Raw genomic sequence first — 11,932 nt, 5'->3', positions numbered from 1 at the left:
GCCTCCCTCTTTTCAGCCCGATTGTGCATCGCAATAAGCGTGCCAGTTTCATGAATCGCCGGATTCACGGGCTGGATTTTCAAGAGGCGAAAACCGGGTAGCAAACGACTCGGGAGCTGTTTGATTAAAAGTTAAGCCCTGCCCTTTTTTTGGGCAGCGGAGTCTACCAGGCTCTGCTCATTTCGATGGCAGCCTGCTCGCCGGGCCGGTCCGGCCGGCCCAGCGCGGCGTTGCGCGCGGGGAAGCGGCCGTAGCGCGCTATCATGTCATGATGCTTCCTCGCGAAGTCGAGCGAGTTCTGGTTGCCAAGAGCAGTGAACAGCGCAAGCGAGCGCTGCTGGTCGGCCAGCACCTCGCTGTGCTGGAAAGGCATGTAGAGAAAGCTGCGCTCGTCCGCGCTCATCCGGTCGTCCAGCCCGCGCTCGACCGTGCCCTTGGCGATGGCGAGGGCCAGCGGGTCGGTCGAGAAGGCGTCGGCATGGCCGCGGAACATGTTCCGCGGGAACTGGTCGAACAGCGCGACGCCGGCCAGCGCTTCGCGGGGCGAGGCCAGAAAGCTTTCGGGCGTCCGATCGCGCCATTCCTCCCACAAATCCCGGAATCGACCGACGATCGCGTCGTCGGTCTCCTGCGACCGCACCCACCAGCGATCGGACCCGACCTCGCCGAACCAGAAGCCAAGGATTGCTTCGGTGCCTTCCTCCGGACTCACCATCGCCGCGCCGTCCTGCGGGGCGCGCGGCCGACCAGCGCGCGGATGTCGTCGATATGCTCGTCCACCGTCGCGCGGCCGATCGCGATCAGTTCGTCGGCGCGGGTGAAGTCGTGGATCTCGACATGGCCGACCGGCAGGGTCAGCGCATAGTCGGGCGGATCGAGCGCCAGCGAGTGGCGTGCCAGTTCGGCCATCAGCAGCATCGTACTGGCCCTAACGACCGCCATCGATGGATGGTTGCGCGCCGGCCGCGATCGGATCGCCGTGGCGACCCGCCGGCCATGATAATCGCCCTGTAGATTGACCGAGAGCACCGGCAGCTTCGGCGCGATCGAGCGGGCCGCGACCACCGGCACCGGCATCACCACCCCGCCGTCGACCAGGAACTGCCCATCGACCTGCACCGGCCGGAACAGGCCCGGGATCGCGATCGACGCCATGATCGCCGGATTGACCGGGCCGCGGTTGATCACCACCGGCTTGCCCGAGACCAGATCGCAGGCGACCACGCAGGATGGGATCAGCAATTCCTGGAACTGGAGCCGCGCGAAATGCAGCTCCAGATCGCGCAATATGCCGCGCCCGCCCAGCATCGCGCCGGGGCGGAAGTGAATGTCGAGATAGGACAGGACGCGCAACCAGTTGGTGGAGCGCGCAATCCGCTCGAGCGGATCGAGCCTGCCCGCCGCGAAAGCCACCGCCGCGAGCGCGCCGATCGAGGTGCCGGCGGCGGCACGAACCGGAATGCGATGATCCTGGAGCGCGCGCAGGACCCCGATATGCGCCCAGCCGAGCGCCGCTCCTCCGCCAAGGGCGACGGCTATGGCCATCAGCCCTTCGTCATTCCTGCGCCGTCGGGAACCCATGGACGGCGTCCGATGGAGCCTCCTGCGCGCCGTAACCGTGGATTCCCGCCGGCGCGGGAATGACGATCCTCGGCGAGGCGGGCGGTGATCCTCATGGAACCGCTGTCGGCCTCGTTTGTGGCGCTTTTGTTACGCCGCGGTGCCGCCGACCGTCAGGGCCGACACCATCACCGTCGGCTGACCGACGCCTGCGGGGACCGACTGGCCGCCCTTGCCGCAGATGCCGACGCCTTCGTCCAGCGCCATGTCGTTGCCGATCGCGGTCACCTTGGTCAGCACCGACGGGCCATCGCCGATCAGGGTCGCGCCCTTGATCGGCACGGTCAGCTTGCCATTCTCGATCTTGTAGGCCTCGGTGCAGGAGAAGACGAACTTGCCGCTGGTGATGTCCACCTGCCCGCCGCCGAAGCTCTTGGCATAGATGCCGTTGCCCGCGCGCGAGATGATCTCCTCCGGATCGTCGTTGCCGCCATACATGAAGGTGTTGGTCATGCGCGGCATCGGCGCATGGGCATAGCTTTCGCGGCGGCCGTTGCCGGTCGGGTCCACGCCCATCAGCCGGGCGTTGAGCCGGTCCTGGATATAGCCCTTCAGGATGCCGTCCTCGATCAGCACGGTGCACTGCGTCGGCGTGCCCTCGTCGTCGATGGTCAGCGATCCGCGCCGGTCGGCGATCGATCCGTCGTCGACGACGGTCACGCCGGGCGCCGCCACCCGGTCGCCGATCCGGCCGGCAAAGGCCGATGTGCCCTTGCGGTTGAAATCCCCTTCCAGCCCATGGCCGATCGCCTCGTGCAGCAGCACGCCGGGCCAGCCGGGGCCGCACACCACGGTCATCTCGCCGGCCGGCGCGGCGACCGCGTCGAGATTGACAATCGCCTGGTGCAGCGCCTCGTCGATCGCGCGGTTCCACTGCGCCGGCTCGAACAGCCGGTCGTAGAGATAGCGGCCGCCCATGCCGAAGAAGCCGGTCTCGCGCCGGCCATTCTGCTCGACCACGATCGAGACGTTGAGGCGGACCAGCGGGCGCACGTCGAAAGCGGTGAAGCCATCGGGGCGGACGATCTCCACCACGCTCCACGAACCGGACAGACCGACCGAGACCTGCTGCACGCGCGGATCACGGGCGCGGGCGGCGGCGTCGATCTGCTGGCAGAGCTCGACCTTCTTCGAAAAGGGGATAAGGCCCAGCGGATCGTCGGCGGTGTAAAGGCTGGTGTTGGTGCGGCGTGGCGGCGCGGCGCGGGTGCCGGCGGCGGGATCGAGCAGGGTCATCGTCTCGCCCGCGCGGAGGATCGCGGCCTCGCTCAGCTCATTGGCATGGGCGAAGGCGGTGGTCTCGCCCGATACGCCGCGCAGGCCGAAGCCCGCCTGCGTGTTGTAGTCGGCGGTCTTCAGCCGCCCGTCGTCGAAGCCAAAGCTCTCCGACGTCATATATTGGAGATAGAGCTCGCCATCGTCGCACCCTTTCAGGGTCTGCGCGGTGAGCCGCAGCGCCGCATCGGGATCGAGCGCGTCGCGATAGAGGAAATGGCGGGGGTCGGGGGCAAGGATCGTCATGCGCCCGATATAGGCGCTCGGGCGCGAAGCCCAATAGGGATTATTGGCGTGGAAGCTCCGAAAATCCTGCCCGTCATGCTGAACCTGATTCAGCATCCATTGCCGCAGCGCTGGGAATGGAACCGGAAGGCAGCGTATCTGGATCCTGACTTCCGTCAGGATGATGAAGACCTGTTAGTGATGCCCGCCCGTCGCTCCGCCCTGCAGGACGAAACGCCGGTCGCAATAGCCGCAGTCCGCATAGCCCAGATCGGGATCGATCTCGATAAACACGCGCGGATGACCGAGCGCGGCGCCGCCGGGAATGTCGCTGGCGCCGTCGCAGGCGACGCGGGTCGAGGTGACGGTGACGGTCTCAGGGGCGGTCGGCTGGCTGCTCATGCGCGCCGATTAGCAAGGGGCGCAGAGTCGCGCAACGATCCCATCACCGTCGCCTCGGCGGAGACCGGGGCCGCAGGCGTTTGAGGATGAAGTGTCGGCAAGAGCCTCTTACGGCCCCGGCCTCCGCCGGGACGACGAAGGAGTATCAGCGCAACCGCCCGTATCGGCTGTTCTCGAAGGCGATCGCGATCGAGCCGCTGTCGCCGATCGGCGCGACCGCCGATCCGAACATCCCACGCGCTCCGCCGGTCCCCACGAACATGCCGACCTCGCCATGGACCTGGCGGCTGCCGCCAAGGCCGTTGATCGCGGGCTCGCCGGGATCGGGCCTCGCCGGCCGCGACGCGACCTCGTCAAGCAGCTTCGCCTTCTCGGCCGGGCTCAGCGCGATCACCTGCTCCCCGGCCGCCCGCGCGGCGGTGCCCGCCAGCAGCAGCACGGCGAGCGGCAGGGCATGGCGGACGAGGGCACGATATGCTGTCATGGCTCCGTGATGATCCCCGCGACGTGAAGGCGCTATGAATAAGCCGACCAGCATCTGGTTCGACGGCGGCTGCCGCCCCAACCCTGGCCCGATCGAGATCGCGGTGGTGATCGGCGGCATCGCCGATATCCGCCGGACCGGCGAGCAGGGCGACAATGAGGACGCCGAATGGTCGGCGCTGCTCCACGCGCTCGACGAGGCACGGCAGCGTGGCCTCGCCGACATCATCCTGCTGGGCGACTCGCTGTCGGTGATCCGCCAGGCTCAAGGAAGACAACGTGGCCGCCAACCCTGGATCGACCGCTTCCGCACGGCGGCGGCCAGCTTCGAGCGGGTGCGGCTGCGCCATGTCGGCCGCAAGCAGAACCTCGCCGGGATCGCGCTGGAGCGGATGCACAGGGGCTATTGATTCCCCCCAACATCGCCCTTGATTGCGTTCTCTTTTTGTTCTTGATTAGTAGGAAATGGCTTGAGACGCTTCGATCCAACGAATCGAAGGAGATCAAATTGCCCGAACGTCCCTACGCCAATGTCTGGCAGAAAATGCTGCTGGAGGAAGCCGAGGAAAACGGACGCGCCCGAGACCGGCGCGACCTCGATGACTATGAGGATATGCTGAAGATGGCCGGACTGGAGTCCGGCTTGCCCCCCGAGCCGCAGCCACGGGCAACGCCATCGCCAGCACCAAAACTAGACTATCATGTCGGCGCGCTGCCGGACTTCGGCAGCGTTACCCAACCGCCGCCCAGGTTGCCTTACGATTTCGACTTAGAAGATCCTCTAGCGGGGCCGGGCGGATATCAGGTCGACGATATCGTGGTGAATGGGCGACGGCACCAGCGCGGCACGGCGTATTCCTCCTCCGATGGCATCGTGATGCGAGGAATGACTGGCTGGCAAAACCCTAACGACCACAACCGGGGATTAGGATGGCGCACCTGGATCGAGAGACCTGATGGTAGTCGGATTGGCTATGGTCATCTTGATCCCTCGTCGACTCTGCCGGAGGGTACCCAAGTTCGAAGAGGTGACGCGATAGGGCGTTACGGAGACTCCACCAACGGACGCTCAACCGGACCGCATGTCCATGTTCAAGCCTTTGATCGGAACGGCCGGTTAATCGCTCCACCCGAAGACGATCCTTTCGGAGGCAGGGGGAGACGCCTCCGCCGCTTTCGAGAGAGGGATGCCATGCATCGCGGCGCCCGATATCCTAATGGCCATCAGGGTGACGATTGGATCGAAGAATGAAGCGACAGTTGATCGTGTTGGTAGCCAGTCTGACTATGGCGAGTTGCGAGCGCCCTTCGCCTAGCGACGGCGATTCCTCGAAATCTAAAACTGTTCCTCAAGCCTCCGCCGCACCCAAGCAATCCGAACCGCCGCGACAACCATCATTGATCACCTTGGATGAGCTCATCGTCTTTACCGATCCCAGCCTGTGTTATCTCAATAAAGAAGGCGAGCGCCTCATGGACGGCTTGCACAGCTATGGTGATGGTCAGCCGATCACACTGGGCAAGGTCGTCGCCGCCGAACGCTATTTATCGGCTTTTGGCTCCCCGACGCTCCACGAATTGCGCGCACCTGAAATGGAAGAGGAGAACGAATCGGTGATGGAAGCACGCCTTCCTGTAAAGGCGCGTTGGCGTGGCCTAACGATGGTGGGCATTGAAAGCCAAAGAACCAACTTCAGCGATGCATGGGCCTATAGCTTCAGATTTTCCGAGCCATTTGAACATGTTCGCTCTACCCTTAACAGAGCTGGATTCGCCTTTTCAGCCGATGGCAAGCAAGCGCCTGGCAATTCGGAAACGGCTCCAACCGTTGAACTGATCCGGCAAAAGGATCAAACCTCCTTGGACTGCTGGTTCTAACTGTCTGCGCCTTTGCACCACGCGCCCGCACCCGCTATGCCCCCGCGCATGAGCGACGCGGCGATCAGCATCAGGGGCCTGTCCAAGGTCTATAAGGGTGGCAAGCAGGCCCTGTTCGATGTCGATCTGGATGTTCCGCGCGGCTCGATCTTCGGGCTGCTCGGCCCGAACGGCGCGGGCAAGTCGACGACGATCAACATCCTGGCCGGCCTCGTGAACAAGAGCGCCGGGCACGTGTCGATCTGGGGCTTCGATATCGATCGCGACCCGCGCAACGCCAAGGCGTCGATCGGCATCGTGCCGCAGGAGATCGTGTTCGATCCCTTCTTCACCCCGCGCGAGACGCTGGAGAACCAGGCCGGTTTCTACGGTATCCCCAAGGGCAGGCGGCTGACCGACGAACTGCTGCGCGCGGTGCATCTCTCCGACAAGGCCGATGCCTATGCGCGCTCGCTGTCGGGCGGCATGAAGCGGCGGCTGCTGGTCGCCAAGGCGATGGTCCATTCGCCGCCCGTGCTCGTCCTCGACGAGCCGACCGCCGGCGTCGACGTCGAATTGCGCCAGCAGCTCTGGGAATATGTGCGCGAGCTCAACCAGCGCGGGGTGACGGTGGTGCTGACCACCCATTATCTTGAAGAGGCCGAGGAGCTGTGCGACCGGATCGCGATCATCAACCATGGCCGGGTGATCGCGAACGAGGCGACCCGCGATCTGGTCGGCAAGGCGCAGGAGAAGGCGGTGTCGGTGACGGTCGACCGCGATCTGGACCGGGCGCCCGATGCGATCTGTTTCGACAAGGTCGAACTCAAGGGCAGCCGTACCCTTGTCATCACATACAGCAAGGACAAGGTGAACGCGGGCGAAGTGCTGGCCGCGGTACAAAAAAATGGGCTGGGCATCGTCGATGTCTCGACCCAGGAAGCCGATCTGGAGGATGTCTTCTTGGCTCTGACGCGCGCGAGCAATGGCTGAACATAGCTTCGACGTCGTCGTGATCGGATCGGGTGCGGCGGGGCTCACCGCCGCGCTCAACCTTGCCGATCGCTTCCGCGTGGGCGTGCTGGCCAAGGCCGGCATCTCCGATGGATCGACCGCCTGGGCGCAGGGCGGGATCGCCGCCGTGCTGGAACCGGGCGATACCTTCGAATCGCACATCGAGGACACGATGGTGGCGGGCGCCGGGCTCAACGACCGCAAGGCGGTCGAGTTCGTCGTCGAGCATGCCCCGCTCGCGATCGAGAAACTCGCGGCACTCGGCGTGCCGTTCAACCCCGGCAGCCGCGAGAGCGAGGATGACCGCTGGCATCTGACCCGCGAGGGCGGGCACAGCCACCGCCGCATCGTCCATGTCGACGACGCCACCGGCCAGGCGGTGCAGATCGCGCTGGAGAAGGCGGCGAGCGCGCATCCCAACATCACCCTGTTCCCCGATCGCGCCGCGATCGACCTCGTCACCAGCCGCCATGGCGAGCGCTATTCGGGCGATGGCCATGTCTGGGGGGTCTATTCGGTCGACCGCAAAACGGGGGAGATCGAGACCTTCACCGGCAGGGCTACCGTGCTGGCCAGCGGCGGGGCGAGCCGCGCCTATCTCTTCTCCACTTCCCCCAAGGGCGCGACCGGGGACGGCATCGCCATGGCGTGGCGGGCGGGCTGCCGCATCTCCAACATGGAGTTCATGCAGTTCCACCCGACCTGCCTGTACAATCTCGAGGTCAAGAATTTCCTGATCACCGAGGCGATGCGCGGCGAAGGGGGCCAGTTGAAGCTGCCCACCAACGGCCGCCGCTTCATGCCGCGCTTCGACAAACGGGCGGAACTGGCGCCGCGCGACATCGTGGCGCGGGCGATCGACCATGAGATCAAACGGCTGGGCCTCGACTATGTCCATCTCGACATCAGCCACAAGGACCCGGATTTCGTCATCGGCCATTTCCCGACGATCCACGCCAAGCTGCTGGGCCTGGGGATCGACATCACCAGGGAACCGATCCCGATCGTGCCGGCCGCGCATTACACCTGCGGCGGGGTGATGGTCGATCTCGACGGGAGGACGGACCTGCCCGGCCTCTACGCGGCGGGGGAGGTCACGCAGTCCGGCCTGCACGGCGCCAACCGCCTCGCCTCCAACTCGCTGCTCGAATGCTTCGTGTTTGGCGACGCCGCCGCCGAGCATATCAAGGCCAATTTCGACGACATGCCCGCACCCCCGCCAATCCGCCCCTGGGACGAAAGCAGGGTCACCGATTCCGACGAGGAGGTGATCGTCCAGCACAACTGGCGCGAGATCCGCCGCTTCATGTGGGACTATGTAGGCATCGTCCGCACCACCAAGCGACTGGAGCGCGCGGCGCATCGGGTGGCGCTGCTGCGGCAGGAGGTCGCCGATTATTACGGCAATTTCCGCGTCACGCCCGACCTGATCGAGCTGCGCAACCTCGTCGACGTCGCTGACCTGATCGTCCGCTCCGCGCTTCACCGCAAGGAAAGCCGGGGCCTGCACTACACGCTCGACTATCCCGACACCCTCGACGAGGCGAAGGATACGATCCTGGTGCCATGAACCAGCCGATCAGCGCCCCGCCGCCACCCGCTCCGCCACCGGCTGGCCGAGCAGCAGGCTTTCGGTCACCCAGCGTTCGCGCGCCATATGCGCCTTGATCCGCGCGAGAAGCTTCGCCACCGCCGGGCGGTAGCTGTCCCAGTGCTTCGGGATATCGAGATTGGTGCAACGCGCGACATGCTCACGATACTCATCGCCGATCGCCACGCACTCGCGCTTCATCTGCTCGGCCAGTCGCGCCTTGTCGGGCGCGCCGCTGCGGATGATCGGGTTGAACAACTCATGATGCTTGAAGGCCTGATAAGCGACGAGGATGCGGGTCAGTTCCCAGCGCGACTGGACCAGCAGAAGGGGATCGGGCTCCGCAACCGGCGCGAGCAACATGTCACCGCGCTTGATGATCTCAAGAGCCTTGGCCTGGTGCTCGTCGAGCCGGGCCAGCAATATGTCGCGCTGCGATGTCATGGGCATAGCGCTGGGCCGATATGATGACCGCAAGGTTACCGGAACCGGCAGGCCACCCGGCTTTAAGACCATGGTATGACGTTACGGCAGCTTTCGACATCGGCGTTCTAAGACTCTAGGATGATGCCATGGGTGCGTTGCGCGATTTCCTGAAGACCGAGGCCGCCGGGGGAATCGCCCTGTTCGCGGCCGCAGCGGCGGCGATGCTGTTCGCCAACAGCCCGGCCGCGTCCCTCTATTTTGCGGCGCTGGAAGCCCCGCTCGGGCCACTCAGTCTGCTTCACTGGATAAACGACGGGCTGATGGCGGTCTTCTTCCTGCTCGTCGGCCTTGAGATCAAACGCGAGTGGCTGCACGGTCATCTGGCGACCTGGCCCGACCGCATCCTGCCCTGCATCGCAGCGGCCGTCGGGATGGCGATGCCGGCGCTGGTGTACCTGACGGCGACAGGGGCCGCCGGTCCGCTGCTGCGCGGCTGGGCGATCCCGAGCGCGACGGACATCGCCTTCGCGATCGGCGTGCTCGCGCTGCTTGGATCGCACGCGCCGGCCTCGCTCAAGCTGTTTCTGACCACGGTCGCCATCGTCGACGACATGGGCGCGGTGGGGATCATCGCGCTGGCCTATACCGCCTCGATCAGCGGCCCGGCGCTGCTGGCGGCGCTGCTCATCTGGGCAGCGATGGCCGTGCTCGGGCGGATAGGCGTCCGCGCACTCTGGCCCTATCTGCTGCTCGCGGCGGGGCTGTGGCTGGCGGTGCTGCTGTCGGGCGTCCACGCGACGATCGCAGGCGTACTGGCCGCCTTCGCCATTCCGGCGCAGGTCGGCAGGACGTCGCCACTCGAACGGCTCGAACATGCGCTGCACCCCTGGGTGGCCTTCGGCATCGTGCCGCTGTTCGGTTTCGCCAATGCGGGAGTTTCCTTCGCCGGGGTTGGGGTCGCGCAGCTGCTGGCACCGCTGCCGCTGGGGATCGCGCTCGGGCTGTTCCTGGGCAAGCAGGTCGGCATCTTCGCCAGCGTGCGTCTCGCGGTCGCCTGTGGCCTCGCGCGGCGGCCCGCAGGCGCCAGCTGGGCCCAGGTCTACGGCGTGGCGCTGCTCTGCGGCATCGGCTTCACGATGAGCCTGTTCATCGGCGGCCTCGCCTTCGACGATCCGCTGCTCGGCGACGAGGTGAAGATCGGCGTGCTGGGCGGATCACTGCTGTCGGCGATCTGCGGCTATGCGGTGCTGCGGTTCGCTCCCGCGATTTCCCGGACGCCCGGCGCGGCGCGGTGAACAACGGGCAGCGCCCTATCTGAGCTTGCCCTTGAGCGCCGCGAACGGGCTCGATGCCTCCGCCGCCTCCTGCTCGGTAAGCACGCCCGCCTTCTTCAATATCGCATCGGCATCGGCCGCGCGCGGAAAGGGGTCGAGGCTCAGCGCCATCGTCTCGGCGACCGCCTCGCCCAGGTCGACCGCGCCGCCGGCATAGTCGATGCTGTCGATATCCCCGGCGTCGAGTTCGAGTTCCTCTCCCCCGTCCTGTCCTTCGGGCACGAAGCGCAGGCTGAAGGTCTCGTCCACGTCGGCCGGCACCGGCCCGCCGCTGGCGACGCAGACCTGGACGGCACGCGCCTTCACCCGGCCTTCGGCAAGAATCACATCTCCCTCGCGGCGCAGATTCGCCTCGGCGGTGAGAGCCTCCAGCGCGAGCAGGCCAAAGCGTTCCGCAAGCGCCGCCCGCTCGCCTTCGGCGGCCTCGATCGCGATCATCCGCCCGCCCTCGCCCAGCGTGTCGATGCGGACCGGCCGCGAGAATTCGGGCCCGGTCATGCCAGCCGCCCGCCCAGCAGTTCGCCGAACGGCACCACCGACATCTGGGTCGCGATCCCGCGCAGCCGCTCAGCGACCAGCGCCGGCTTCGCCTCGGGGCCGGGTTCGCCGCGCCACAGGTTGCGCAGCAACGCCTCCTCCAGCGCCGCCGGATCGCCGATCGCCGCGCGATAGGCCGCGAGCCGGCCGCCCATCGCCGCCACCATCTTGCCGAGATGCTTGCCGACGATCACGTCACCGATGCCGATCTGGCGGATCTGGCCCTCCATGTCGTCGATGAACACCTCGGTGAGGTAGGAGCCTGGCGCACGGCCCGCATCGCCTTCCGCCTCGATCCGCACCAGCGCCAGCGAAAGGATCGCCGCGACCATGTCGAACCGGCCGTCGATCGTGTCCGGCACACCCATGCCGGCATACCAGACCGGCTCCCGCGCGACGCGCACGATCGCGCTGTAGAGCGGCACCAGTTCCTCGCGCGGATCGGGGCCGAAGCCGAACAGGGTCTTCAGAAATTGCACGTCTTCATCCTCGCGCCCGTTCAGCGGGCATCAAGCGCCGCCTCTATACCGAGCGGCTGCATCTTGCCACTAGGCAGTCCCCGCGCATATTGAGGCGAGTGCCCGCGCCGCGAGCGCGCCGTCTAGAGTTCAAGGAGAAACGCATGCCCCGGACCCTGTTGCGATCGGCGGCGCTGGCCGGAACGATCGCCGTTTTGGGCCTGACGGCGGGCTGCGCACGCATCCGCGACCATAAGGGCTATGTTGTCGACTCGACCCTGATCGGCACGGTCTCGCCCGGCGTCGACAACCGCGAATCGGTGGAAAAGACGCTCGGCCGCCCCAGCTTTGCCGGCCAGTTCGACGGCAACCGCACCTGGTATTATGTCGCCCGCGACACCCGCCAGGTGGGCTACCGGACCCCCAAGCCGGTCGCGCAGACCGTCCTCGCCGTCCATTTCGACCAGCAGGGCAATGTCTCCGCGGTCGAACGGACCGGCATGGAAAAGATCGCCCATGTCTCCCTGCTCGGCGACAAGACCCCGACCCTTGGCAGCAAGCGCGGCTTCTTCCGCGAGCTGTTCGGCAATATCGGCCGGGTGGGCAGCGTGGGTGAGGCCGGCGGCACGGCCGACAACCCTAATTAGGAATTGTCGCCCCGGCGGAGGCCGGGGCCGCAAGAAATTTAGCGGAGAGGCTTCCGCAAGAGC

Annotated in this window: 15 protein-coding genes; 7 read left to right on the top strand and 8 right to left on the bottom strand. The window is 66.1% G+C overall.

The annotated features are described in order from the left end of the window. Positions 1–163: 163 nt before the first annotated feature. The 5 genes from CMV14_RS04890 to CMV14_RS04870 form a co-directional block, all read right to left on the bottom strand. A complete protein-coding gene (locus tag CMV14_RS04890) occupies positions 164–715 on the bottom strand; it encodes a DUF924 family protein (RefSeq protein WP_066968560.1) in 552 nt (183 codons plus the stop codon). Next, positions 709–1,545 (bottom strand): patatin-like phospholipase family protein, encoded by an 837-nt coding sequence (locus CMV14_RS04885; protein WP_066968561.1) that lies wholly within the window; start codon positions 1,543–1,545, stop codon positions 709–711. The genes CMV14_RS04890 and CMV14_RS04885 overlap by 7 nt, the downstream gene beginning before the upstream one ends. A 165-nt stretch (positions 1,546–1,710) precedes the next feature. Then, positions 1,711–3,141 (bottom strand): metalloprotease TldD, encoded by a 1,431-nt coding sequence (tldD, locus tag CMV14_RS04880; RefSeq protein ID WP_066968650.1) that lies wholly within the window; start codon positions 3,139–3,141, stop codon positions 1,711–1,713. Between the two features lie 174 nt (positions 3,142–3,315). Then, positions 3,316–3,522, bottom strand: coding sequence for a zinc-finger domain-containing protein (locus CMV14_RS04875; protein WP_066968564.1), 207 nt, complete (start codon positions 3,520–3,522; stop codon positions 3,316–3,318). A gap of 145 nt (positions 3,523–3,667) precedes the next feature. Next, positions 3,668–4,006 (bottom strand): hypothetical protein, encoded by a 339-nt coding sequence (locus tag CMV14_RS04870; protein ID WP_066968567.1) that lies wholly within the window; start codon positions 4,004–4,006, stop codon positions 3,668–3,670. A gap of 34 nt (positions 4,007–4,040) precedes the next feature. On the opposite strand from CMV14_RS04870, the gene CMV14_RS04865 reads away from it, so the two are divergent. The 5 genes from CMV14_RS04865 to nadB all read left to right on the top strand — a co-directional run bounded on the left by CMV14_RS04865 (position 4,041) and on the right by nadB (position 8,446). Next, entirely contained in the window at positions 4,041–4,415 is a 375-nt protein-coding gene (locus tag CMV14_RS04865) for a reverse transcriptase-like protein (protein ID WP_066968569.1), read from the top strand. A 98-nt stretch (positions 4,416–4,513) separates the two neighbouring features. Beyond that, positions 4,514–5,257 carry a M23 family metallopeptidase gene (locus tag CMV14_RS04860; RefSeq protein WP_139114780.1) on the top strand — a complete coding sequence of 248 codons (744 nt, stop codon included), beginning with the start codon at positions 4,514–4,516 and terminating at the stop codon, positions 5,255–5,257. Continuing rightward, complete coding sequence (locus tag CMV14_RS04855) at positions 5,254–5,883, top strand: hypothetical protein (protein ID WP_139114781.1); 630 nt, start codon at positions 5,254–5,256, stop codon at positions 5,881–5,883. Before CMV14_RS04860 ends, CMV14_RS04855 begins: the two co-directional genes overlap by 4 nt. Before the next feature lie 48 nt (positions 5,884–5,931). Next, positions 5,932–6,855: an ABC transporter ATP-binding protein gene (locus CMV14_RS04850; RefSeq protein WP_066968573.1), complete on the top strand. Its 924-nt coding sequence runs from the start codon at positions 5,932–5,934 to the stop codon at positions 6,853–6,855. Then, a complete protein-coding gene (gene nadB / locus CMV14_RS04845; protein ID WP_066968575.1) occupies positions 6,848–8,446 on the top strand; it encodes an L-aspartate oxidase in 1,599 nt (532 codons plus the stop codon). Before CMV14_RS04850 ends, nadB begins: the two co-directional genes overlap by 8 nt. 9 nt (positions 8,447–8,455) lie before the next feature. Here the strand turns inward: nadB and CMV14_RS04840 are convergent, their stop codons facing one another. Continuing rightward, entirely contained in the window at positions 8,456–8,911 is a 456-nt protein-coding gene (locus tag CMV14_RS04840) for a hypothetical protein (protein ID WP_066968577.1), read from the bottom strand. Between the two features lie 128 nt (positions 8,912–9,039). On the opposite strand from CMV14_RS04840, the gene nhaA reads away from it, so the two are divergent. After that, on the top strand, positions 9,040–10,188 hold the full coding sequence (gene nhaA / locus CMV14_RS04835; RefSeq protein ID WP_066968579.1) for a Na+/H+ antiporter NhaA: 1,149 nt from the start codon (positions 9,040–9,042) through the stop codon (positions 10,186–10,188). A 15-nt stretch (positions 10,189–10,203) separates the two neighbouring features. On the opposite strand, the gene CMV14_RS04830 is transcribed toward nhaA, so the two are convergent. Further along, a complete protein-coding gene (locus tag CMV14_RS04830) occupies positions 10,204–10,725 on the bottom strand; it encodes a YceD family protein (RefSeq protein WP_066968581.1) in 522 nt (173 codons plus the stop codon). After that, positions 10,722–11,243: a ubiquinol-cytochrome C chaperone family protein gene (locus tag CMV14_RS04825; RefSeq protein ID WP_066968584.1), complete on the bottom strand. Its 522-nt coding sequence runs from the start codon at positions 11,241–11,243 to the stop codon at positions 10,722–10,724. The genes CMV14_RS04830 and CMV14_RS04825 overlap by 4 nt, the downstream gene beginning before the upstream one ends. 143 nt (positions 11,244–11,386) lie before the next feature. Here CMV14_RS04825 and CMV14_RS04820 point away from each other — a divergent pair, with 143 nt between their 5' ends. Next, positions 11,387–11,869, top strand: a complete 483-nt coding sequence (locus tag CMV14_RS04820; RefSeq protein ID WP_066968586.1) for an outer membrane protein assembly factor BamE — start codon at positions 11,387–11,389, stop codon at positions 11,867–11,869. Positions 11,870–11,932: the final 63 nt, after the last annotated feature.

Origin of the sequence: Rhizorhabdus dicambivorans, from assembly GCF_002355275.1 — a bacterium.
Classification (GTDB): Bacteria; Pseudomonadota; Alphaproteobacteria; order Sphingomonadales; family Sphingomonadaceae; genus Rhizorhabdus; species Rhizorhabdus dicambivorans.
The sequence above is the reverse complement of the archived record's forward strand: the minus strand, read 5'-3'. Positions and strand labels throughout refer to the sequence as shown.